Annotated in this window: 20 protein-coding genes; 12 read left to right on the top strand and 8 right to left on the bottom strand. The window is 65.8% G+C overall.

Features of this window, described 5'->3' with window-relative positions; genetic code table 11:
• Positions 1-61 precede the first annotated feature (61 nt).
• The gene (locus OU995_RS11080) at positions 62-1,546 is read left to right on the top strand and encodes an alpha/beta hydrolase (protein ID WP_267835598.1); all 1,485 of its coding nucleotides are present in this window, start codon (positions 62-64) and stop codon (positions 1,544-1,546) included.
• Between the two features lie 155 nt (positions 1,547-1,701).
• Here OU995_RS11080 and clsB read toward each other — a convergent pair whose 3' ends face one another.
• From clsB to nudB, 3 genes are read right to left on the bottom strand one after another with little or no spacing between them, the layout of a single operon-like run.
• Positions 1,702-2,976, bottom strand: a complete 1,275-nt coding sequence (gene clsB, locus OU995_RS11075) for a cardiolipin synthase ClsB (protein ID WP_267836238.1) — start codon at positions 2,974-2,976, stop codon at positions 1,702-1,704.
• Positions 2,977-2,992: 16 nt separating this feature from the next.
• Positions 2,993-3,820 (bottom strand): endonuclease/exonuclease/phosphatase family protein, encoded by an 828-nt coding sequence (locus tag OU995_RS11070; protein WP_324288736.1) that lies wholly within the window; start codon positions 3,818-3,820, stop codon positions 2,993-2,995.
• Complete coding sequence (gene nudB / locus OU995_RS11065; RefSeq protein ID WP_267835597.1) at positions 3,817-4,308, bottom strand: dihydroneopterin triphosphate diphosphatase; 492 nt, start codon at positions 4,306-4,308, stop codon at positions 3,817-3,819. Before nudB ends, OU995_RS11070 begins: the two co-directional genes overlap by 4 nt.
• 318 nt (positions 4,309-4,626) lie before the next feature.
• On the opposite strand from nudB, the gene OU995_RS11060 reads away from it, so the two are divergent.
• From OU995_RS11060 to OU995_RS11045, 4 genes are all read left to right on the top strand, one after another.
• Positions 4,627-5,199 (top strand): hypothetical protein, encoded by a 573-nt coding sequence (locus tag OU995_RS11060; protein WP_267835596.1) that lies wholly within the window; start codon positions 4,627-4,629, stop codon positions 5,197-5,199.
• A gap of 2 nt (positions 5,200-5,201) precedes the next feature.
• Positions 5,202-5,777 carry a cell division protein FtsI gene (locus OU995_RS11055; protein ID WP_267835595.1) on the top strand — a complete coding sequence of 192 codons (576 nt, stop codon included), beginning with the start codon at positions 5,202-5,204 and terminating at the stop codon, positions 5,775-5,777.
• A 20-nt stretch (positions 5,778-5,797) separates the two neighbouring features.
• Complete coding sequence (locus OU995_RS11050) at positions 5,798-6,487, top strand: flagellar basal body L-ring protein FlgH (RefSeq protein ID WP_267835593.1); 690 nt, start codon at positions 5,798-5,800, stop codon at positions 6,485-6,487.
• Between the two features lie 575 nt (positions 6,488-7,062).
• Positions 7,063-14,586, top strand: coding sequence for an Ig-like domain-containing protein (locus OU995_RS11045; RefSeq protein WP_267835591.1), 7,524 nt, complete (start codon positions 7,063-7,065; stop codon positions 14,584-14,586).
• Positions 14,587-14,593: 7 nt separating this feature from the next.
• Here the strand turns inward: OU995_RS11045 and OU995_RS11040 are convergent, their stop codons facing one another.
• From OU995_RS11040 to OU995_RS11020, 5 genes are all read right to left on the bottom strand, one after another.
• Entirely contained in the window at positions 14,594-15,760 is a 1,167-nt protein-coding gene (locus tag OU995_RS11040; protein ID WP_267835590.1) for a hypothetical protein, read from the bottom strand.
• A gap of 18 nt (positions 15,761-15,778) precedes the next feature.
• Complete coding sequence (aspS, locus tag OU995_RS11035; protein WP_267835589.1) at positions 15,779-17,572, bottom strand: aspartate--tRNA ligase; 1,794 nt, start codon at positions 17,570-17,572, stop codon at positions 15,779-15,781.
• Positions 17,573-17,704: 132 nt separating this feature from the next.
• Complete coding sequence (locus OU995_RS11030) at positions 17,705-18,397, bottom strand: DUF502 domain-containing protein (RefSeq protein WP_267835588.1); 693 nt, start codon at positions 18,395-18,397, stop codon at positions 17,705-17,707.
• A gap of 21 nt (positions 18,398-18,418) precedes the next feature.
• Positions 18,419-18,811, bottom strand: coding sequence for an FmdB family zinc ribbon protein (locus OU995_RS11025; protein WP_267835587.1), 393 nt, complete (start codon positions 18,809-18,811; stop codon positions 18,419-18,421).
• 109 nt (positions 18,812-18,920) lie between these two features.
• Positions 18,921-20,354, bottom strand: coding sequence for a sodium:solute symporter family protein (locus OU995_RS11020; protein WP_267835586.1), 1,434 nt, complete (start codon positions 20,352-20,354; stop codon positions 18,921-18,923).
• 144 nt (positions 20,355-20,498) lie between these two features.
• On the opposite strand from OU995_RS11020, the gene OU995_RS11015 reads away from it, so the two are divergent.
• The 7 genes from OU995_RS11015 to OU995_RS10985 all read left to right on the top strand — a co-directional run bounded on the left by OU995_RS11015 (position 20,499) and on the right by OU995_RS10985 (position 24,438).
• The gene (locus OU995_RS11015; RefSeq protein WP_267835585.1) at positions 20,499-20,771 is read left to right on the top strand and encodes a hypothetical protein; all 273 of its coding nucleotides are present in this window, start codon (positions 20,499-20,501) and stop codon (positions 20,769-20,771) included.
• Between the two features lie 49 nt (positions 20,772-20,820).
• On the top strand, positions 20,821-21,036 hold the full coding sequence (locus tag OU995_RS11010; RefSeq protein ID WP_267835584.1) for a hypothetical protein: 216 nt from the start codon (positions 20,821-20,823) through the stop codon (positions 21,034-21,036).
• Positions 21,037-21,093: 57 nt separating this feature from the next.
• Complete coding sequence (locus OU995_RS11005; RefSeq protein ID WP_267835582.1) at positions 21,094-21,690, top strand: hypothetical protein; 597 nt, start codon at positions 21,094-21,096, stop codon at positions 21,688-21,690.
• On the top strand, positions 21,687-21,998 hold the full coding sequence (locus OU995_RS11000; RefSeq protein WP_267835581.1) for a hypothetical protein: 312 nt from the start codon (positions 21,687-21,689) through the stop codon (positions 21,996-21,998). The genes OU995_RS11005 and OU995_RS11000 overlap by 4 nt, the downstream gene beginning before the upstream one ends.
• Positions 21,995-22,885: a type III secretion system inner membrane ring lipoprotein SctJ gene (gene sctJ, locus OU995_RS10995; RefSeq protein WP_267835580.1), complete on the top strand. Its 891-nt coding sequence runs from the start codon at positions 21,995-21,997 to the stop codon at positions 22,883-22,885. The genes OU995_RS11000 and sctJ overlap by 4 nt, the downstream gene beginning before the upstream one ends.
• 295 nt (positions 22,886-23,180) lie before the next feature.
• Positions 23,181-23,777, top strand: coding sequence for a hypothetical protein (locus OU995_RS10990; protein ID WP_267835579.1), 597 nt, complete (start codon positions 23,181-23,183; stop codon positions 23,775-23,777).
• Entirely contained in the window at positions 23,752-24,438 is a 687-nt protein-coding gene (locus OU995_RS10985) for a GNAT family N-acetyltransferase (RefSeq protein ID WP_267835578.1), read from the top strand. Before OU995_RS10990 ends, OU995_RS10985 begins: the two co-directional genes overlap by 26 nt.
• Positions 24,439-24,468 lie beyond the last annotated feature (30 nt).

The following is a 24,468-nucleotide window of genomic DNA, read 5'->3' as shown; positions in this document are numbered from 1 at the left end:
CCGGACCGCACGACTCCCGGACGGACCCGGCCGCGCCGTAGCGCGCGTCCTGGACTGTGTCTTGAACCGTGATTTGTCTGGCGATTTGTCCCGCGATTTATCCGGCATCGGGGACCGCGTCTGGGCGGGCGTGTTGGCCGACCGCGCATCCCGGGCGCTGGCGATGCTGATGGTGGGGATGCTGGCCCTGATCGGCAATCAGGCGCTGGCCGCCACCCACGTGAAGTTCGAGATCGACATGCGGGAGGAGATCAACGCCGGGCGCTTCGACCCGACCAAGGACAGGGTCAGCATCCGTGGCGCCGCGCCGCTGAGCTGGGACCGCCCGCTGTATGCCTATCCGGCGCCCATCAACGCGGAGCCAAACCCGCAAAGCCAGAACGCCCATCGCGGGACGACCGGCCCCGACGACGTAGGCGGCAATCCAGGTGATGCAGGCCCTGGCAGTGCCAGCGAGGCCAGCGGCAGCGCCGTGCCGGGCGGCCTCTGGAGGGCTGAACTGACAGTGGAGAATTCGCCGTTCAACAGCGCGCTGCTCTACAAGTTCCGTATTGAGCGCCCCGGCCAGGGCAGTGCCGAGGGCTGGGAACCGGGCCCCAACCGCAACCTGGAGCTGGTGGCCGACCGCGTGCTGGTGGCCCGGGCCTTTGGCGCCCCGGCCGCCCCCATCTCCATCAGCCGTGCCGGCCAGATCGACAAACTGCCCCCGCTGGGCGATGACCGCATCTCGGCCCGCACCATCCAGGTCTGGCTGCCGCCCGGTTATGAGCAGCATCCGGAACAGCGTTATCCGGTGCTGTATCTGCACGACGGCCAGAATGTCTTTGACGCCGCTGCCGCTGGCGCCGAATGGGGTTTCGATGAAACCGCCCAGCGCCTGGTGGCGGACGGCGACATCCAGCCGCTGATCATCGTGGCCGTGTCCAGCGGCCCGACCCGGGTGGATGACTTCACCGCCACCCGCATCGACCGTGACGGCATCCCGCAGGGCGGCAAGGCGGCGGACTATGCGCGCTACCTGATCCAGACCGTCAAACCCGCCATCGACCAGCGCTACCGCACGCTGAAGGACCCCGGACATACGGCCGTGGGCGGATCGTCGCTGGGCGGCATCCTGAGCTTTTGGCTGGTGCTGCACCACGACGATGTGTTTGGCGGAGCGCTGGTGGTGTCGCCGTCCCTGTGGTGGGACAAAGAGTTCCCGCTGCGTGACCTGATCCGCACACCGCTGTCGGGCGCGCCGCGTCCCAAGCTGTGGCTGGACATGGGCACCGAGGAAGGCTCTACCGCCATCAAGCAACTGCGCACCCTGCGTGCCACGCTGCTGAACCGCGGCTGGAACCGCAACGACCTGAACTATCTGGAAGCCCGTGGTGGCGGCCATGACGAAACCAGCTGGGCCGCCCGTGTGACACCGATGCTGTTCTTCCTGGACCGCACGCTGTGGCCCGGCAAGGGAACCCCGCGTATGCCCAAGGGGTCTGACGATCCCTTCCCGCCGGAAATGCCGAAGCAGATCGTTCCTATGCGGGGCGCACAACCCTGAAACACGCAAGGGCTGGCCCGATCTCTTCCCAGGTCAGCCCTGTCGTCGGCCGGATACGGAGGCAGCGGCTCCCCTTGGCGAGTCCCGCCTGGCGCTGAGCCGATTGCTGAGCCGATTGCTGAGCCAATTGCTGAACCAATTCCATGGCTGCCGCTTCAATAGCGGCCTGTCGCCCCCGCCACCCTCAGGTAGACATAGGCCACCCAGGCCACCAGCGCCCGGCGCAGCATGCCGCGCAGGCCGCCCGCATCCGGCTGCTCCACCCGGCGTGAACGAGCCACGGCGGCATCGAACGCACGCACCACGTCACCGGCAAAACCGGCATCCTGCACCACGACATTGGCTTCCAGGTTCAGCAGCAGCGACAGCGGGTCGATGTTGCTGCTGCCCACGGTGGCCCAGTCGTTGTCCACCACGCAGACCTTGGCATGCAGGAAGGCCGGGGTGTATTCAAAGATCTGCACGCCGTGGCCCAGCAGCTCGTCATACAGCGCATGGGCGGCCAATGCGGCAATCCGGTAGTCCACCTTGCCTTGCAACAGCAGGCGCACCTGCACGCCGCGTTTGGCGGCGTCCTTGAGGGCGCGGCGAAAGCGCTGGCCGGGATAGAAATACGGTGTGATCAGGTCAACCCGGGCGGTAGCGTTGCGAATGGCCTGCACATAGGCGCGCTCGATGGTGCGCCGCTGCCGCAGGTTGTCCCGCAATACAAAGGCGGCGCGCATCGGCAGCAGGTGTCGCGGGTCCTGCGGGCGGTGCGTTGCCTTGGGCATGCGCACCCGACGCATCAGCCGTCGGGCGCGGCGCAGCGGGGCGGCGCTGCGGACAATCGCCCGCAGCTCATCCCCGAAATCATGGCCCAGCCAGGCCCGTGTCCACACCGCGCGCACCGCCTGCTCCACCGGCCGGACCACCGCGCCGCGCAGTGAGACGGCGAAGTCCAGCCGCGGCTGCTCCGTCCGCCCGTGGTGGAGGTCCACCCGGTCTTCGATGATGTTGATGCCGCCCACAAAGGCCACATCCCCATCCACCACACACAGCTTCTGATGCAGCCGCCGCAACTGGCCGGGATGGAGCCAGTTCCACCACCGATCGATCGGACGGAAGACGGCCAGTGCCACCGGGGCAGCGGCCAACTGGCTGCGGAGCCATGAGAGGCTGGATTTGGAACCGAAGCCATCCACCACCACCCGCACCCGCACACCCCGCAACGCGGCACGGCACAAGGCCGCCGCCGTGGCCGCGCCGGCCTCGTCGTCATGGAAGATGTAGGTGGCCAGCCAGATTTCGTGCCGGGCCCGGTCCATGGCTGCGATCTGCGCCGGGAATAGGGCATCCCCGCCGCACAGCAGCTCCACCGCGTTGCCGCCGCTGAAACTGGGTTGGGCGCTGAGGGTCCAGGGGAAATGGGCGTCCTGCGGGCGTTTCAGGCACAGCTCCTTGTGGTCAGGCGTCCAGCACCAGTTCTGCCAGCAGCGGCAGATGGTCGGACATTCGGGCCCAGCTCGGGCCGCGCGGCACCTTCATGTCCACGCAGCGCAGGCCGCGCACATAGATGCGATCCAGCGAGAACACCGGCACCCGCGAAGGAAAGGTCGGCAGACGGCCCCGGCCAGGCACCAGGGCACGTTCCAGACCGCCGTCCTTCATCGGGCCGTCCAGCCGCTCGCCCCAGTCATTGAAATCGCCCGCCACCACCAGCGGAGCCCCAGCGGGGACATGGTCGGTGATGAATTGGGCCAGCCGCTGCACCTGACGCACCCGGCTGCCATGAATCAGGCCCAGGTGGGCCACCACCGCATGCACCTCCCGCCCCTGCCACTGCACCGGCACATGGAGCAGGCCGCGCTGTTCAAAGCGGTGGTCCGACACATCGTGATGGCCAATATCCCCGATGGGATACCGTGACAGCAGCGCATTGCCATGTTCACCATGGCGGGTGATGGCATTGGTGCGGTAGGCCACCGCATAGCCATCCGGCGCCAGGAACTCCGCCTGGCCTTCCTCCGGCCAGCCAAACCAGGTGCGCTCGAACTGGCGCGCCTCGCGGTGGTGAAAGAGCCGCACCTCCTGCAGAAACACCAGGTCCGCATCCAGGGCCTGCACGCCCATGCCCAGGTTGTGGATCTCCAGCCGCTTGGCGAGGCCCATGCCCCGTACGCCCTTGTGGATGTTGTAAGTGGCCACCCGCAGCCGATCCGCACTCTGGGCAGGGCTGGTGTCGGTGGTGGCGGAATTGGCAACGGCCGCATGGCGGGGCGAGGGGCGGGTCATGACCGGGCTCCCGTGCCGAGCTGGACAGGCAGTTGCAGGATGGCTTCCGCATTGGACGGCGAGAAGCACAGGTCCGCCGCCTCCCGCCAGGGCAGCCAGCGGTATTGCAGATGTTCGCGCGGCGCCAGTGTGACCGGTGTGCCGGCCGGCACACACAGGCCAAACACATGTTCGGTGTTGTGGGTCACGCCGGGTGCATAGCGGTGCCGCCAGACCGGATAGATCTCATAGACGTTGGCCAGACCCCAGTCCACCAGGGCCTGCGGCGGCAGGTTCGCGACAGAAATACCGGTTTCTTCCCCGACTTCGCGGCGGGCGGTGTCGATGAGGGGCTCGTCCAGGCGGTCCTTGGACCCGGTGACGCATTGCCAGAAACCGGGCCGATCCGCCCGCTCCAGCATGAGGACGTCCAGGCTCGGCGTATGGATCACCACCAGGACGGATTCAGGAATCTTGTAGGAATGCGGCATGAGGACGGCTTCGCGCATGGGTGAAAGCATATCTCAGCCCCGGTATCCGTCGGTCCCTGGGGTTTGCTGGAGGCAAGGCTGGCATTGTTTTCATCATGCTTGTTTCTGGCGAATGAACCGCAATGACATATTGGGGCGATTCTCAACCCTCGACACATATCAAGTGCTCAATAGCAATGTTCCTTTACCGGCGCTGCACGTTTCGGGGCGCAGATGTCTGGTTGGATAGAAGCAACGCTTTCCGAACCGAAAGGATGGGCCGGTATTCATCGGATGCCCCGGCGGTGGTCTCCGCAGAATTCGATCCATCACAACCGGACCCCAAAGGAGGTGACCATGACCTCGATATCCAACAATTCCCTGGTCGCATCGCGCCAACTGACCAACCGCCCCAGCGGCAGTTATGAGATCAATTCCCGCGAATACGGCACGGTGGCTGCTTCGACCATCGGTCTGACGCAAGCGGTCTATCAGGGCGCAGAAAATGCTGTCAGTTCCATCGTGTCGCTGAGCGAAGAAGGCATGCAGGCACTCGAGAGTGGCTCCAGCACGGTCGGCGAGGCCATCAGCGAGGGGGCCTCTTTTGTCGGCGAGGCCATCAGCAGCGGCGCCTCTTATGTTGGCGACGCGGCCACCTCGGTGGCTGAAGCCATCAGCGACGGCGCCTCGGCCTTGGGAGATGCCGCCAGCGCGGTTGGCGACGCCATCAGTGACGGCGCCACGTCGGTGGCCAATGCGGTGAGCTCCGGCGCGACCTCCGTCAAGAACGCCGTTGTGAGCGGCGCCGAAAGCCTGGCCAGTGGCATTGGCACCGTGGTGGATGAAATTGAGGACGTCGGCAGCACCGTGGCCGGTTATGTGTCCGCCGGTGCCGTGGCCGGACGCGCCTTGATCGACGAGATGCTGTGATCATGAGCGCGCCCTTCCTTCGCCGCCGGGTGTCGACTGCGGTCACGGTTGCGATGCTGGCCGGGACCGGCGCGCTCTCAGGCTGCACCCTCTTCAGCCCGCTGCCCACGATTGAACTGATCAAGGCCAGCGCCAGCGCCGCCACCGTGGCCATCGGCCAGGGCCCGAACAAGGCCAGCGGCACCGTGTTCCAAGGGGCCGCCGTGCCCAAGCGGGTCTGCATTGAATACAACCGGTCCCTGCAGGTGCCCGATTTCCTGCCGGCCCTCATGGCGGAACTGAAGGACCATCAGGTGGCCTCGCGGGTCTTCGATGTGGGCGTGCGCCCCAGCGAGGAGGAATGCCCGGCCTGGCTGCATTACCAGGGGCTTCAGCAGTGGGACAAACCGCCCCTGTCGGACCAGATGCGCCCCTATCTGTCGCAGGCGACGCTCAGCCTGCATGACCCCGGCGGACGCCTGATGTCAGCCAGCAGCTACCAGAGCGAGGAAGCCGTCATGGGCCTGGGCAAGTGGGGATCGACTCGCAACAAGCTCGCGCCCGTGGTGAAAGCCCTGCTGACCGGCTTCGAAAGCTAAACCCCATCCTCGAGGACATCATGTCAAAACTCACCATCGCTGCCCTGCTGATCGGCCCCCTGCTGATGACCGCCTGCGCCTCGCGTGACCCCATGCTGGTGCAGGACCCGATCCATGTGATGCCGGCACCGGAATCGGCCTATGTGGAACGCACCAACAACGGAGCCATCTACCAGCCGGGCATGGCGGCCACCTCGCTGTTCACCACGGAACGCCGCGCCCGGCAGATCGGGGATTCGCTCAAGGTGGTGATCAGTGAATCGCTGAGCGCCAATCAAAAGACCAAGACGGACACCAGCCGTGAAAACGCCCTGGCGGTGAAAGGTCCGGGAGGCTCGAGCAATGTCGGTCTGATCGACAAGCTGCTCAAGGCGGATGCCTCGGCCTCCGGCAGCGATTCCTACAAGGGTGATGGGTCGACCGAAAACAGCAGCAGTTTCAACGGCCAGATGGCGGTGTCGGTCATCAATGTGCTGCCCAACGGGCATCTGGTGGTGGCGGGTGAACGCAGCGTGGCGATGAACGGCGGCATGAACACCTTGCGCTTCTCCGGCATCGTGAATCCGCAGGACATTCGCAGCGGCAATCAGGTGACGTCAGCCGACATCGTGAATGCGCGCATGGAACTGGTCGGGCGCGGTGAAGTGGCCGACGCATCCCACCGCAGCTGGCTGCAGCGGGTGCTGGCGAGCAGCCTGTCGATCTGGTGATCGCTGGACGGACTCCACGTATCCGCGGGGGGAGACTGCACATTTAGGCTAGTCAACCCGAATGAGTCAGCATATTTAGGTGGGAGCGCCTTCGCTTTCAGCGTCCGAGACTGCAGGTAGTCAACTCAGACCTGCTAGTCATTATGAAGACGCTGCCCACTTCCACCGCAACGAATGCCGCCCTGGCTCCCCAGGCAACGACGGGTTTGTCACGAGCGAGCGACCGCCACACGGCCCATAGCGGCCTGAAGCTGAGGGCGACCGTGACGGAGCAATCACCGTCCGCCGATTCAGCGGGTTCTGCGGGTTCAGCCAGCCCGATGCCGGCGGAGCGCGTGACGGGGCTGTCCCACGGCGGGGGACGTCATGGCGCACGCGCTCGATGGGGCCTGGCATTCGAGGAAGACCCAGACAGCGGCACTGCGGAAGATGTCCAAGGCGATCACAAGGACGCCAGGCATTCCGGTGATGGGTCGGGGAGTCTGGACTCGCCATCAACGCCGTCAGCGACGGCGGTCGCTGCCAGTGAGGCCTCCAGCCCCTCCGAGGACTCCGATGAGCTCCCGGCGCTTCGCATGGAGAACGCCACGTCCGCTGCGACGGCGGGAACCGCTGGAACCAGTGACGGTCTGCTCCTGGGTGGCCTGGCCCTGCCGCTGCTTGCCATAGGCGTTGGTGGTGGTGGCACTGGCACTGGCACTGGCACTGGCACTGGCTCTGGCTCTGACACGGGCACGGGCACGGGCACGGGCACTGGTGCGGGTGCGGGTGCGGGTGCGGGTGCGGGTGCCGAGAACGATAGCGGTGTGCCAGCCGATACGGCCGCTGGCTCTGACCACAGCAGTGACAGCGGCCACACCGGCAGCGAAGCCGCCGACAGCGGCCACGCTGGCGCTGACACCGCTCACCCCCAAGCCCCCGACACACCGTCGGATCCCTCCCCCGATCCCCTCCTCACCCTCCAGGTCGCCCGCGGCAAAGGCGGCATCCTCGCGTCTGGATCACCGCTCACGGTCACCCTCCTCCACCCCGATGGCACCCCCCTGTCCGGCCCTCACATCCTGTCGCCGGACGGCAGTCTCCGCCTGCCCCTGAAAGGCTTTGACGGGCCGATGATGGTGCTGGTGAACACAGCCGACATTTCGTCGTCGGACCATCAGGACCGCCAGCCCCCCGGCGACCCATCGGCCACGGCTGGTTCCGAACGCCTGATGGCGCTGGTGACGATCCCGCCGCACCAGGATCTGACAGTCGCCGTGACGCCGTTGACCACCCTGGCCGCCATGCTGGTGGAATCCACCGCACCCACTGCTGACGACATCACACGGGCGCAGCAAGCCGTCGCCGACTGGTTCGGCCTCCAAGACCTTCTGCAGCCCCCCGCACTGCTTCAGGACGCCCAGGGCCGGCCGTCGGACGCCCCCGACCTGCACGGCCGCGTGCTGGCCTTGCTGGAGGCCACCGCCGACCTGGCCGACCTCACCCCTGCGCAACTGCTGGACGTGCTCCGCGAGGCCTGGCCGCAGGCGGGACAGGTCGCCTCGCCCGCAGCCTGGGACCGAGCCACAGCCCTGTTGCTGGACGGTCTGGAGTCCTGCGCCAGCAGTTGCATGGACGGGCCCGCCGCCGAAGTGCTGGCGAGAGAATGGACCGACCATGCGGTCTACCTGGGCAGCCAACGACAGTCGGACGTCAACAGCCTGCAAAGCTTCACGCTGACATTGACCGGCAACTTCCGGACGGGTGATCGTGTGGTGTTTCATCAGAACGGCGTAACCCGCGACGACCTCACCGTCACCGTCCTGCAGGACACATCCCATCTGGAAGTGCCCGTCGCCGGCCGCAGCCTGGGACAGGGCGATGGGCTGCGGCTTTGGACCGCAGACATCCAACGCGGGGATGGCAGCCTTCAGCCGACCTCCGCACGCGAGATCACGTATGACGGTCCCCCCGATGCACCGGCCTGGACGGTGCATCGCCATGAAGTGACGGTCTCCGGCCTGGAATCGGGGGCGCACGTGCAGTGGTCCACCGATGGGGGGCTTCACTGGCAATCGGCCTCTGGCGACCGTCTGGCCCTGCCGGACGGGGTGTATCGGGCCGGTCGGCTGGTGGTCCGGCAGGTGGATGTCCTGGGGCAGATCAGTGCGCCGACGGCCAACACCGACGCGCTCACCATCGACACCTTCGTGCTGCCGCCCACGCTCCACTTGACGGAGGACACCGGCAAGTCCTGGAACGATCACGTCACCCAGGATGCATCCCTGCAGGTGGGCCAGCTGGAACACAACGCGACCTGGGTCTACAGCCTGGACGGCGGCAGCACCTGGCAATCGGGCACCGGGGCGGAGATTCCCGGCAGCGTGTTCAGCGCCGATGGTGCTCATGAAGTACTCATCCGTCAGACCGATGCCGCCGGGAATGTCAGCGCCATCGCTCACTTTGCGCTGGTGCTGGACCGCCAAGGCGATGTGCCCGTGCTGACGCTGGCACACGACACCGGCGTGTCCGCCCACGACGCCATCACGCAGGACGCACGCCTGGCCGTCTCCGGCCTGGAGGCCGATGCAGACTGGGAGTACCGCATTGACGGCGGTGCCTGGATACCGGGGATCGGCCAGATGATCCCGTCCTCGGCGATTCCCGAGGGGTTCCATACCGTCGAGGTACGGCAGACGGATCTGGCCGGCAACGTCAGTCCGCTGGCGGCGATCAACCTGACCGTGGACCGGGACATCGCCGATCTGTCGCTCACCCTCCAGCACGACACCGGCAGCTCCGATCAGGACCTGCTCACCCAGGACCCCACCCTCCGCGTGAGCGGCCTGGAACCCGGCGCATCATGGTTCTACCGGATCAACGGCGGCGACTGGATCACCGGCGTGGGGGAGGAAATTCCTGCGGACGCGTTTTCCGGCACCGGGCCGCAGACGGTGGAGGCCCAGCAGCGGGATGTGGCGGGCAACACTAGCCTGGTCGCCCGTTTCGAGTTTTTGCTGCTGGACTCTTTGAACGGCAGCACCTCGCCCGTCAGCCTCCAGCTCCGCAACGACACCGGCGTGTCGGACCATGACCGCCAGACCCAGGACGCCACCTTGATCCTGACCGGACTGGACAACACCCGTCCGTGGTTCTACAGCCTGGATAACGGGCAGACCTGGGCGGAGGGCCAGGGACAGACCATCGACGCCAGCGCATTTCCGGCCGACGGCATGTATGAGGTCGTCGTGAGGCAGGCCGACATCGGCGGGCATGACATCGACACCCTGCCCTTCCTGCTGCACCTGGACACCCAGGCCGGCCCAGCGCCGACCCTCACCCTGGTCAACGACACCGGCACCAGCGCCACCGACCACCTGACCGCCGATGCCACGCTCTCCGTGGGCGGGTTGGAAGCGGGTGCCCATTGGGACTACCGCATCAACGGAGGCCCCTGGGTCACCGGCCATGGCCGTGAGATCAATGACGTGGTCATGCCCGCCGATGGCCCTGTCCGCGTGGAGGTTCGACAGACCGATGCGGCCGGCAACATCAGCAGCATCAGCGAATTCAACCTGCATCGGGACACGGTGGCGGCTCCAGTCACGTTGGCGCTCGCCCATGACACCGGCATCAGCGATTCCGACCTCGTGACACGCGACGGTACCGTGCTGGTCATGGGGCTGGAGGCCGGGGCCCAATGGGAATACCGCCTCAATGGCAGTGCGTGGCGTGCTGGCACGGGGAGCACCATCGACGACACCCTGTTGTCCGAGGGCGCCGTGGCGATCGAGGTTCGGCAGACCGATGCGGCGGGCAACATCAGTGCGGTGGAGTCGATCCACTTTGAGCGGAGCAGCCAGATGCCGGCGCCGACCCTGGCGCTCACCGAGGACACTGGCGCCTCGGACAATGACGCCATCACGCGCAACGGGACCGTCTCCGTTGGCGGCCTGATGCCGGGCGCCACCTGGCATTACTCGATGGATGACGGACAGACCTGGTCCGAAGGCCAGGGCAGCGAACTGGACCACAGCGTGTTTCCGGCGTCGGGGGACTTCACGCTCCGGGTCGTACAGACCGATGCCGCAGGCAACATCAGCGAGCCCGGCGTGCTGACCTTCACCTTGCTGCTGGACGCTCCCATCATGGACCTGGACGCGGCGGCCGGTGTGCAGGACAGCCGCACCACCACCCTGGGCATTGCCGCCACGCAGCAGGGCACCCCGCTGACCGCCACCACGGGCGGGCTGACCCATGAGGAACTGCATACCCTGTTTGTCCGTCTCGACAGCGGTCTGGATGCGCAGGACGAGGTGAGCCTGGACCGAACGCTCCGCCTGGACCGCGACCTGACCGGAACTCAGGCCACTCTGGCGGGCGTGACCGGTCTGGACTACCAGTTCGATCTCGCTCGTGGGCTGCTGACGATCCGAAAATCCGACGGCAGCGGGCTGACCGGACTGGAAGCCAGTGCCTTGACGAACGCACTCCGGTTCCGCAATGGAAGTCCGATTCCGCCCGCAGGCGAGCGTGTGTTCTCCATCTACGGACAAGACATGGCCGGCAATGTCGGCGCGCCCGCCACCGTTCGCATCACCGTGGACAACCGCGTCCCGCTGCTGGATCTGAACGGTCGCGTGGACGGGGTGGATGAACTGAGCTTTGTGAACAGCCTTCAGGCACCCGTGCGACTCTTCGCGACCGACCTGCAGGTGACCCACACCAACCCACAGGCCCGCTTTGAGCGCGTCACACTGGTGGGCAACGGCGGCGGCATCAGTTTGCAGGACCAACTCACCAGTGAAAGCCCGAACGGCCACACAGTGCTGGTGGATGGGGGAGTGGTGCAGGTCGGTGAGGTCTGGTGGACGGTCACCCTCACGTCCACCCGCTATACGCTCAGCCGCAGCGACGGTACCGCCGCCACCCCGCAGGACGTTCAGCAACTGCTGGCCTCGCTGCATCTGCAGAATCTCGAGGCATTCCCCATCCAGGGCGAACGCCGGTTCACCGTGATGCTGACCGATCAGGTCGGCAATAACGGCCGGGCGATTGGCCAGGTGCTGCTGGATCAGACCGCCCCCGTGGCAGACCTCAATGGCCAGGCCGCCGGTCTGGATCACACCACCTACACAGTGGCCGGAATTTCCTGGATGCTGCCGGTTTTTAATCCGGCGACGGCTCGCCTCCTGGATGCCAGCCCCATCACCCAACTGATGGTGGAATTTTCGTCTTCGCTGGCCGACGCTTTCAGCACCGCACCGGGGCGGCAGGAACGCATCGGCCTGGCGGATGAGGACGACAGTGACGGCACCATCAATGCCCTGGTGCTGGGTCTGGGTGGCGTCCTGATCGACCGCACGCTGCTGGCAGGGCGCACCATCACGCTGCAACTGAGCGACAGTGCCACCCGGCCCACGCTGGTCATCACCGCCGATACGCCGCTGACCGACGCCGAGGTGTCGCTGCTGCTGCAGCGTCTGCGTTATGAAGGTGATGCGAACGTCCTTCCTGGCCTGCGCCAAGTGGCGGTCACAGCCAGCGACCTGGCGGGCAATACCATCACCCAGGCGTCCGTCTCCGAGCTGTCGGTGATGCCGGTCGGCACCCCCTACCTCTTCCTGGCGAACGACGCGGATACAGGCAGCTATCGCAACGACGGCGTGACGCAACGTGACGGATCGGACAACGCGCCCTTGCGCTTGCGCGGCGCCGGGAATCCAGGCGCCACGCTGGCCATCCATCTGGACCTGAACAGGGATGGAGTGCCCGACAACGCAGAACTGCTGGGCACCGTGGTGTGTGATGCCAACGGCCGGTGGGACTTCCAATTGCCCACCATGACCCTGGCGGACGGCGTGCATCAGTTCCTGGCACTGGACACGACCACCCGCCAGGTGTCTCCCCCGCTCTCCATCACCGTGGACACGCGGCCGCCGGCCAGCAGTTTCGGTCTGGGCGACTCCGTGGCGCTGTCGCCCGTGCTGTCGGGTGTGTCCGATGCCGATGAACGGGTGCTGGTGGACATCGACACCGACGGCGACCTCTCCAATGGCTATGAGCTGCGTTATGAAACCTGGTCGGACGCCAGCGGGCAGTGGCGGGTGGATACCGCCGTTGACTGGCCTGCGGTCGGGGAGTTCCGCCCCTTCCTTCACGGTGACACGGTTCATGCGCGGGTCACCACTTTCGACATCGCTGGCAACGCCACCGTGCGGGAGGACAGCAGCACGGCCATCGCGTCGGTCTTCAACCTGTCCGACGCCCATGTGGTGGAAGGCAATGCAGGCACCCGCGAGCTGGTGTTCATGGTCTCTCGCAGTGGTGATCTTCAATCGGACGGCAGCGTGGGATGGTCGCTGGACCTGACGCGCAGCTCCGCCAGGAGTGACGCCAACGGCCTGGCCTCCGACAGCGATTTCAGCGGTGCCGTCTCGGGCCGGGTGGCATTCGCCCCTGGCGAGAGCGAAAAGCTGGTTCGATTCACGGTTTCCGGTGACTTTTACCGGGAGGTGAATGAGCGCCTGCTCGTCAACCTGGAGGAACCCAGTGGCGGCCAGATTGGTGATGGCCTCGGCATCGGCACGCTGTATGAGATCGATGTGGGTCTGATGCAGGCGACCTACAGCATGCGCAATCTCAACCCCAATCTGAACACCGCAGCCATCCGGGTTCGGCGCTCATCAGACCACCAGGAACAGGACATCGGCTTTGATGCCAACGGCAACCTGGACACCACCGCCCTGCTGAACTTCGTGGGGCGAGGCAGCACCGACACCGGCTTTGTCACGACGTGGTATGACCAGTCCGGTCATGAACGAGACATGACGCAGACCGACCCCGACAAGCAAGGGGTGATTGTGGATGGTGGGGCGCTTGTCACCCGCGCGGATGGGTCGCCGGGCATCAGCTTCAACACCCGCAACGGCGCTGCCAATGACTTCATGGTCGCCAACGGTGTTGCAGGCACCGCCTGGACCAGTGCGCTGCTCTACTCGAAGGTTCAATCGGAAGGCAGCCGCAATGGGTCGCTCTTCAACCTGGGGGTCGAGACCTGGGGGCGGCTCAGTGCGCACTATCCGGAAGCCAACCGAGGGTATGTGTTCGACGTCAACAACCAGTCGGTGGGCCGGCTCAGCCGTCCGGTCAGCAACGGCAACAGTGCGCTGTTGGGCATGGCCAATGACATTGTCTTCGAGGCTCATTCCGGCAATGAGAGCGCAGGAACCGCCGAGCGCAATTTCACGGACAGCGCCCAGGCCATTTATGAAAACGGCATCAATGTCGCGTCGGATGCCACCTTGTCCGCATCGTTTCCGACCAGCGCGCAATGGCAACTGGCTCGGCACTCCACAACCAGCAGTTATTACCAGCAGGTGATCTACAACGAATTCATGGTCTATCTCGCCACCGACAACTCTGCGCCGGACTTGCAGTCCCTGTTGGGAACGGCCAATAACGATGTACTGACCTATTCCGGGGAAACCACCATTCGCAGGATCGACGGCATGGCCGGGCATGACACCTTGTATCTGTCAGGCACTGTGGATCTGAACTTTGCGCAGATGAGCGGTGGGGTGAAAGGCATCGGGCAGGTGTGGATGGACAACGGACAGGCCAATACCTTGACGCTGGACGCCACCACGCTCGCCGCGAACGGCAGTGGACCGCTGACGGTGATCATGGGGGAGGGGGACGCCGTTGTGCTCAATGGTGAGCGCATCGCTTACAACGCCCAGCGACAGCAGTCAGTGGTGCTGGGGCAGCATGGCGACGATGTGTTGTTCAGTACCGCCCACAATGATGTGATGCTGGGCGGTGGCGGTGCTGACACTTTTACCTGGCGAGACAACCAGCGAGGCGTGGACACCGTGCAGGACTTCAGCGACGCCCAGGGGGACCGCCTCGATCTGAGTGCGCTGCTACGAAGGATGACGGCCGGCGACACCGACCTCTACTTGCTCAAACAGGTGGATGGCAACGCCCAGGTGTCCGTGCTGGTGGATCAGGACGGACAGGGGCATTTCCGTGATGCGGAGCTGACGATCCTGCTGGGATCTGCGCATGCCACCGACCCGATCACGATCATCACCCAGTACGGGACAACAACGCTGTAAACCGTGGTCAGGGGCGGGACAGCCGCTGCGCGAGCTGTGCGGCGGCGGTGGCCCAGCGGCGCAGTTCGGTCTGCAGGTCCGCGCCGGAGCCCTGCCCTTGCGCCAGTGCTGCCAGCGCATCGCGCAACGCCGCCGCCTCGCGGGCGGCTTCGGCCAGCAGATCGTCCTGCGAGGTCGAAGCGACAGGCGCGTTGTCGAAGCGGGCCAGTTGCTCCAATTGCGCCGGCAGGGTGGACTGCGCCGCCTGGCCCAGCATCGCCTCCAGCCGCTGGCGTTGCTGCTGGTGGTGCCAGCTGGGTCCGAGGGCCCCCCGCTCCGCCATCAGCTGGCTCAGCCGGCCGTGTGCCGCCGCCTGCACGGCACGGGACTGGAGCGCTTCGCCCAGCGTCAGCGCCTCTTCAGCCGGCGCCAGCGCGTCCTCGTCCTGCAGATCGCTCAGCAACAGCAGGCATTGGGCCTGAAGCCAGCGGTAATCGCATCGACGTGCCATTAACAGCGCCTGACGCACCAGGGACAAGGCCTGCGCCGGGTCGCCACTGTCACGGGCGCCGCGGGCGCGGTGCCAGAGGGTTTCCGCTTCGTAGTCCCGATGCCCGGCCTCACGTGCGGCCGCCTGGGCCTGGTCCAGCAGCGGGATGGCGGCCTGCGGGCCCACAGTGGCCCGGCGGGATGCAGCCCGGTTCAAGCCGATCTTGGCCCGCAGATAGGCGTCACCGGCCAGCCTCGGATAGTGGCTCTCCGCCTGGTCCAGCACCCGCCCGCCACGGGCCCAGTCGCCCAGGGCAAAACACAGGTGCGCCAGACCGATGCGGGCCAGACAGGCCCAGCGGGTGTCGTTGCGTGTGAGGGCCAGCGTCTGGCTCCAGGCATTGCAGGCCTGGACGTAATCGCCACGCTGGTAGTGCAAGCGGCCCAGCGCTTCGCTCAGCTCGGCCGCCTCTTCCCGCGAGGCGGCGCTGGACGGACCGAGGGCCCGCTCCAGGGCGGCTTCCAGTGCGTGCTGCAGCTCGGGGCCGCGGCCCCACCGTTCCAGAATGAAAAACAGGCCCAGCAGGGCCTGTGCCGGTGGCGCCGGCTCGGCCGCCACCACCCGTTCCAGCACCGGAAGCACCCGCGCCGGACGGCGCATCAGCAGCCGCTCCCAGCGGTCGGCCGGGCGGAGGACACCGGACATGCAGGCCTGCCGCGCGGCTTATTCGGCCGCAGCGGCCGGGTTGCGCAGGCGGATGTGCAGCTCGCGCAGCTGCTTTTCATCCACAAACGACGGGGCACCGGTCAGCAGGCACTGCGCACGCTGGGTCTTGGGGAAGGCAATGACGTCGCGGATGGATTCCGCCTTGGTCATCAGCGTCACCAGACGGTCCAGGCCGAAGGCCAGACCCCCGTGCGGGGGGGCGCCGTACTGCAGGGCATCCAGCAGGAAGCCGAACTTCACGCGCTGCTCTTCCGGGCTGATGTTGAGCGCCTCGAAGACCTTGGCCTGCACGTCAGCACGGTGGATCCGCACCGAACCGCCGCCGAGTTCCCAGCCGTTGAGCACCATGTCGTAGGCCTTGGCGATGCAGGCGCCGGGGTCGGTGGCCATCAGGTCCTCATGGCCGTCCTTGGGGGCCGTGAACGGATGGTGCACGGCGGCCCAGCGCTTGTTTTCCTCGTCCTGCTCGAACATCGGGAAGTCCACCACCCACAGCGGTGCCCAGCGGTCTTCGAACAGACCGTTGGTCTTGCCGAATTCGCTGTGGCCCACCTTCAGGCGCAGGGCGCCGATGGCGTCGTTGACCACCTTGGCCTTGTCGGCACCGAAGAAGATCAGGTCACCATCCTGAGCGCCGGTGCGGGCCAGGATGTCGGCCACGGCCTTGTCGTGCAGGTTCTTGACGATGGGCGACTGCAGGCCTTCACGGCCCTTGGCCAGCTCATTGACCTTGATCCAGGCCAGGCCCTTGGCACCGTAGATCTTGACGAACTCGGTGTAGCTGTCGATTTCCCCGCGGCTCAGTTGGGCACCGCCCGGCACGCGCAGGGCCACCACACGGCCCCCTGGCGTCGTGGCGGGGCCGGAGAAGACCTTGAAGTCCACATCGCCCATCACGTCGGTCAGTTCGGTGAACTCCAGCTTGACGCGCAGGTCGGGCTTGTCCGAACCGAAGCGGTACATGGCTTCGGCGTACTTCATCACCGGATAGTCGCCCAGCTCCACATCCAGGGCCTTGCGGAAGACATGACGGATCATGCCTTCGAACATCGCGCGGATTTCTTCCTCGGTGAGGAAGCTGGTTTCGATATCGATCTGGGTGAATTCGGGCTGACGATCCGCACGCAGGTCTTCGTCGCGGAAGCACTTGGTGATCTGGTAGTAGCGGTCGAAACCGGCAACCATCAGCAGTTGCTTGAACAGCTGGGGCGACTGCGGCAGCGCGAAGAACATGCCGTCATGCACGCGGGACGGAACGAGGTAGTCCCGTGCGCCTTCGGGCGTACTCTTGGTGAGCATCGGGGTTTCGATGTCCACAAAGCCGTGCTCGTCCAGGAACTTGCGCGCTTCCATCGCCACGCGGTAGCGCAGCATCAGGTTGTTCTGCATGTACGGACGGCGCAGGTCCAGCACGCGGTGCGTCAGGCGGGTGGTTTCGGAGATGTTCTCGTCATCCAGCGGGAACGGCGGCGTCACCGACGGGTTCAGCACTTCCAGCTCATGGCACAGCACTTCCACCTTGCCGCTGACCAGGTTGCTGTTTTCCGTGCCGGCGGGCCGTGCACGGACCTTGCCGACCAGCTTCAGGCAGTATTCGTTGCGAACGCCTTCAGCCACCTTGAACATGTCAGGGCGGTCGGGGTCGCAGACGATCTGCACCAGGCCTTCACGGTCGCGCAGGTCGATGAAGATCACACCGCCGTGGTCACGGCGGCGATGGGCCCAGCCCATCAGGGTCACGGTCTGGTCCAGCAGCTTTTCGCTGACTTGGCCGGCATAACAGGTACGCATGGAACTCTCCGGAAATCGGGTGTCTACAGGGCACGCTGACACAGGCGCGCGCCCCAAAAAAAGGGTCTGATGGGCGCTGGCGGGGTCGGAAGGACCCTCAGGGCTGAGCGCTTGCCAGGGCGCTCAGCCCGGTCAATTTCGGGCGCTCTCCGCGGCGGCGGGCTGCTTGGCCGGGTGCGCGGACAGGGCGTCCGAGGCCGGTGCCACCACCCCCATGGAGATGATGTATTTAAGCGCTTCGTCCACGCTCATGGCCAGCGGCCGCAGCTGCGAACGGGGCATCATCAGGAAGAACCCCGACGTGGGGTTGGGCGTGGTGGGCACATACAGGCTCACATGCTCTTCCGACGCGGCACCGCTGAGCGTGGCGAGTTGGTCCCCCACCTCGCCGGCCGGCTTGCCGGTCACAAAGGCGATGGTCCAGGACTGGGGATGGGGGTAAGGGACCAGCACGGCTTCACGGAAAGCGTTGCCGCTGGAGGAGAACAGCGTGTCCGAGACCTGCTTGACCGAGCTGTAGATGCTCTTGACGATGGGGATCTTGAACAGCAGGCGGTCCCACTGGCGGAACCACCACTGGCCGAACATGTTGGCCACGAACATGCCGGTGAGCATCAGCGCAGCGACCAGCACCAGCACGCCCAGGCCGGGAATGTTGTGCAGCTCGCGGATGGACGCCCGGGCAGAGTCCGGCAAGACCGCCTGGACGGCTGACAGCAGCCAGACGAAGACACCGTCGATGATGCCCAGCACCCACAACAGCACCCAGATGGTGATCGCCAGGGGCAGCCAGACCAGCAGGCCGGTGATGATGTATTTTCTCATGCCTGGGTCCGGCCTTTCCGGTCAGTGGCAGGCGCAACCGCCGCCGCAGGAGGCACTGGCGCCCCCGGAGGACGTGTCGCCGCCACTGCTGGCGGAGGAGCCGCCACTCTCGCCACTGGTACTGGTACTGGTACTGGTACTGGTACTGGTACTGGTACTGCTGCTGCCGCTGGAAGTGTCTCCTGCAGCGCCGGCGCCGCCAGCGCTGGCCGGGGCGCTGGTGCCGCCGGAGCCTCCGCGGAAGTCGGTTACATACCAGCCGGAGCCCTTGAGCTGGAAGCCGGCGGCAGTCACCTGCTTGCTGAAGGCTTCTGCGCCGCAGGCCGGGCAGGTGTGCAGGGGGGCATCGGACAGCTTCTGCAGCACGTCCTTCGCGTGGCCGCAGATGCCGCAACGGTAAGCGTAAATCGGCATGATGGTCGCCTGGGTGAAAAACGGGAAATTATATAGAGGACCAACGGCCCGCCCCCCGGGCGGGGTTCGGGCCGTGGGCCGGTCCACACCAAGGCGTGGCTGTTTTGCCTCAGAGCTTGTGGTGCGATCCGTGCACGTTGCGGATGGCCTGCGGCCCCAGCGAGCCCAGCAGCATGCCCACCACGGCCGCCAGGAAGCCCGCCAACTGAGCCGGGAACACCTCGCCGGCTGGCGTCACCAGGAACAGCAGCCAGGCCACCACGCCCAGGGCGATGGCGAACAAGGCCCCTTGCGTGGTGGCGCGCTTCCAATACAGCCCGAACACCAGTGGCACAAAGGCACCCACCAGCGTCACCTGATAGGCTGCGGACACCATTTCATAGATGGACGTGCCCTCCAGCGCCACGGCATAGGCGCAGACGCAGATCGAGAAGATCAGCACGGCGATCCGCATGGTGCGCAGTTCCTGCTTGTCGGACACACGCGGGAAGAACTGGCGCCAGATGTTCTCCACGAAGGTCACCGACGGCGCCAGCAGCGTGGCCGAGGCGGTGGACTTCAGCGCGGACAGCAGTGCACCAAAAAAGAGCACCTGCATCACAAACGGCATGCGTTCGATGACCAGCGTGGGGATGACCTTCTGCGGATCCTCGGCAATCAGCTGCTTGGCTTCCTCCGGCATGATGATCAAGGCGCTGACCACGATGAACATCGGCACGAAGGCGAACAGGATGTAGCAGATACCCCCGATCACCGGTCCGCGGGTGGCCGCATGCTCGTCCTTGGCCGACATCACCCGCTGGAAGACGTCCTGTTGCGGAATCGAACCCAGCATCATGGTGATGGCCGCACCGATGAAGAACACCACATCGTGAAACTTGGGTTCCGGCAGGAACTTGAACATGTCCTGGCTGGTGGCCAGCGCGATCACTTTGTCAGCGCCACCGGCCTTGTCCGCCGCAAACCAGGCAATGATGGACAGGCCCACCACCAGGATGATCATCTGGATGAAGTCGGTCACCGCCACTGACCACATGCCCCCGAACAGGGTGTAGGCCAGGATGGACGCGGTCCCGATGGCCATGCCGACCGGGATGGAAATGGCACCACCGGACAGCAGATTGAACACCAGGCCCAGGGCCGTGACCTGGGCGGACACCCAGCCCAGGTAGGACAGGATGATGATGAAGCTGCAGATCACCTCCACCACGCGGCCGTAACGCTCGCGGTAGTAGTCACTGATGGTCAGCAAGGTCATGCGGTAGAGCTTGGCGGCAAAAAACAGCCCCACCAGGATCAGGCAGGAGCCAGCCCCGAAGGGGTCTTCCACCACGCCGTTCAGTCCGGTCTGGACAAATTTCGCGGGGATGCCCAGCACCGTTTCCGAGCCGAACCAGGTCGCGAAGGTGGTGGTAATGATCATCACCAGCGGCAGATGACGCCCCGCGATCGCGAAATCGGCCGTGTTCTTCACCCGCTTGGCGGCCCACAGGCCGATGGCGATGGTGACAAGCAGGTAAAGGATGACCAGGGTCAAAAGCATGGCGTCGGCCTTGGGAACTAACTGGGGAGGGGAAAAAGCGCGCGGATTATCCCTGGATCAGACGCCCGCTCTCCTCGGGTCTGCCCGAATTCATCGAACTTGCCACGAAACGCATGGCACTGACCGGCAGCAGGGCGCGCGCCCTTGGCACTGACCCCCAATCATCAACTTCAAGGAGCTCCTCTTATGGCAGGAGGCATCACAGGCGCATTCGGCGGCGGCGGACAGCTGTCCAACTTCCAGAACGCGATCAATCAGCAGCAAATGGACGTGGCTTCGGCGGCGACCAGCCGCGAAAACACCCAGACCGCCATCCAGAAAATGAACATGGATGCGGACAACAAGAAGACCTCCATGAAGGTCGAGCAGAACGGCTTCTACGCCGGCCTCGTCAGCAAGATCAACCTGGGCAACTGATTCACACAGGGCTCGCCCCTTTTCACTTCATTTCTAAACAGGAAACAACATGTCTGGAAGCACCACCCAAGTCCACTACCACCTGGACAACCACTCCATGAACCCGATGCACGGCAGCATGTCCGCCCAAGGCTTCGGCAGCGGCCTGATGTCAGGCCTGATGGCCAGCATGGGCGGCGCCATGGCCTTCGGCCTGATGGGCAACATGATGGGCAACCCCGGCTACGGCTTCGGTTTCGGCTCGCAGTACCCGCGCTTCTATTAAACCTGCTCGGGAACGCCCCAGCGGCGTTCCCGCTGCCCCTGTTCACAGGAGCCTCCCATGACTTTGACCGAGCTTGAACGCACGCTGCCGACCTCCGAGCAGCCCTTCCCCATGCAGGAGGGCACCCCTGCGGCGGACGACCCTGGCGCGCAAAAGCGGCTCTGCATTGCCGCCATGATGGACCGCCACCCGGAGACCTTCTCTGCACCCGTGTCCGCGCCGACCTGGCTTGACTTCGTCGAGCAGAACTGCATAGCCCAGGATTCCGAACGGCTCACCCTGGACCTGGCCATCGGCCGCCTGGTGCAGGTCATGCGCATTGCCCAGGAAAGCATTCCCCAAGAGGCCGACCTGCCGGCCGTGTTGCGCCGCGCCCAGGAAGAAGGTGTCGGCGACCTGGAGCCCGATGCGGCGGTGCAGGCGCTCGCCTCCCCCGATGCCTCTCCGGACGACGTGGCGGTGATGGCACGTGCCATGTCCCTCTACAAATCCTGCATGGCCAATGGCGTGGCGCAAGGCGACGAAATCTCGAAGGCCATCGATGCCGGGTTTGATCACGTCCCGATCACCAGCCCCTTCATGCAAAGCCTGGTGGATACCGCCAAGGAAGTGACACTCATCGACGTGCGTTATGCACTGGGGCTGAGCGCATGAATCCGCTGGACTTCCCCGCTCGCCTGGCGTTTGCCGCCAGCGCCCAGGACCGCATCGCCTCCGCAGGCGGCGGCGGGGCGCAGTCGTTCTCCCAGGCCATGGCAGATGTGTCCGGCATTGCCCGGGACATGGCGGCTGAACGCGCATCCATCGCCAACCAGATGCGCCGCGTCGTCAGTTCCGGCGACACCAGCCAGATCCCGGCCGTGTTGGGCCGCCTGCAGGACGCCAATGCGCGGCAGGACGTGATGGCCACCGTACTGACCAAAACGACGAGTGGCATCGACCAGATCGTCAAGATGCAGTGAAACCCCTCACGTCCCACCGCTGGCCCGCACTGCTGTTGGCCTCCGTGCTGACGCTGGCCCTGGCCGCCTGCGAATCCGGCGCGGAGCTGTATGGCGGCCTGAGCGAACGCGATGCGAATGACATCACCGCAGCATTAAGCGACCACGGCATCCACGCTCAGAAAACAGCCCAGGGCAAGCAGCTGTTTTCGGTCACGGTGCCGAGTTCCGACTTCAGCCGTTCGGTGGCGCTGCTGCATGCCGTCGGCCTGCCCAACAGCTCCTTCGCCCGGATGGGCGACATCTTCAAGAAGGATGGCATGATTTCCACGCCGACCGAAGAGCGTGCGCGTTTTCTCTATGCGCTGTCGCAGGAACTGGAAAGCACGCTATCCCAGATTGATGGGGTGGTGCTGGCGCGGGTGCATCCGGTGCTGCCGGAACGAGTGGTGCCCGGCGAACCGGTGCTGCCCAGTTCCTGTTCAGTGCTGATCAAGCATGTGCCCGGCTGGGACACAACGGCTTATGAGGCTCGTGTGCGAAAGCTGGTGTTGGCCAGCATTCCAGGCCTGGCCGACACCCCTGAAAAAATCGCGGTGGTGTTTGTCCCCTCCGAAGCGCTTGCGGTGCGCGACCAGACGCGTGCGGCCCGCGCCGAAGCGGCACGGGCGGCCGCAGGCCTGTCCTCGGTCGCGCCTTCCACATCCACGTCGGCCACAACGTCAACAGCGGCTTCCACCACCGTTGGCGCCAACGCCATGCCGTCCCGAGCCTCCGGCTCGTGGCAGGGATGGCTGATCGGCATCGCCGCTGTGATCATCGGTGTGGGAGCGCCTTCGGGCTGGTTGTGGTGGCATCGACGTGCGACCTTGCGGGCCGCCATGCCCCGGCCCACCCAGGAGTCCTGAGATGCAGCCGCCCCAGCCCCTGGACGCCGCCAGCCTCGACGCCTGGTGGACGCTCTGGCATGAACCCTGGCGACATACCCATCCTGGCTGGTGGCGCCTTGCTTCGGATACCTCCTCAGGTCCTTCTTTAGCCGCCCACTCAGCCGCCCACTCAGCCACCCACTCAGCCACTCCCTCCGGCTCCCCAGCGGACACCGGTCAGAACAAGTCCACATCCGGCTCGGTGCCGCAGCCGGCCAGCGGCTCGAGAGGTGCTGCTCCGGGTGGCGCTCCCGACCATCCACCGCACGGATCGTTGGACCTGTTGTCCCTGTTCTCTCGTGCCGTCACGGGTGCCCGTCTGGGCCACCGCTGGTTCTGCCAGCAGTTCGGCATTGACGTGGCGCTGCCGGCCCCCCGGCCCTTTCCTTCCGCCGTAGACGTGGCCCTGCCCGACTTGCCGCTCGCGCCTGACGACCTCGTGGCGGCGGCCACCGCCCTTGGGCGCGTCGGTTATGCCAGCCACTGTCTGACTTCTTCACGCCAAGGCCTGGCGCGGCTGTTCTCCCACGAGACACACTCCGCCGGTGACGCCGACGCCTGGCGCGATGCATTGCGCCAGGCGCGGGCCCGCCCGCTGACCGTGGCCGAGGACCACGCCCCGCCCCCGGGCGGCAGTGCGCTGGAACTGCAACGCTGGGCGCTGCCCCTCATGGCACGGCTGATCGAGGATGCGGTCCCGGGCGCCTGGGCGCGGCTGCGTCTGCGCTTCGACCCCCAGTGTTTCACGCTGGCCCCGTTACCCCCCACGCCCTATTCCGCAGCGCTGCAGCGCCAGGCCTGGCGCATCTGGCGTGCTGCTGCATATCAACAACCTTCACTTGCTCATGAAACCCGCACTGCCCCCGCTTGACTGGCGCCTGGCGCGCCCCAGCGATGTCCCCGCCCTCACCCGCATCTACAACGAATCCGTCCGAGGCGGCGGCCACAGCCCTGCGCTGGTCGACGCCTCGGAAGCCGGCGTTGATCAGGTGCTCAAGGAGAGCCGCGCCAACCGATGGCCCCTGTGGGTGCTGGCCCATGGAGACGAGATCGTCGGCTGGGCCTATCTGCGCCGGATTGCCTGGGGCGGTGGTGCCTGCGGCACGGTGGGCGACCTGTGGCTTTATGTGGCCCAGGCCTGGCATGGCACAGGCGTCGCCATGCAGATGGCCCGCCGGGTGCATCCGCAAATTCTCATTCATGGCTTCGACACCCTGACCTGCTGGATTCTTGGTGGCAACCGCCGCAGCCTGTCGCTGGTGCGAGGCTGCCGGATGCAACGCTGGGCAGTCCTGCCCGATGTCGTGCGTTATGGGGATGACCGCAACGATCTGGAAATCTGGGGCGTGCGCGCCGACGATCCTGCCTGGCAGGCCTACATGACCCGGCTGGACCGGCGCTACAAGCGCCTGGAGGCCCGCGCGGCTGCTCGTACCGAAGCGCCCTCCGCCGGCCCGACCGGAATCCCGACACCGAACAGCCCGGCTTTTCTGACCCAGCCCCTCCCGGCTGCGTCCGAGCTGGTCGGCTGACGTTCACCACGCCGTTTCCTTCCTCCCAGG

Source organism: Roseateles sp. SL47 (genome assembly GCF_026625885.1).
Taxonomy (GTDB): domain Bacteria; phylum Pseudomonadota; class Gammaproteobacteria; order Burkholderiales; family Burkholderiaceae_C; genus Roseateles.
This window is presented reverse-complemented; position numbering and strand designations above follow the sequence as displayed.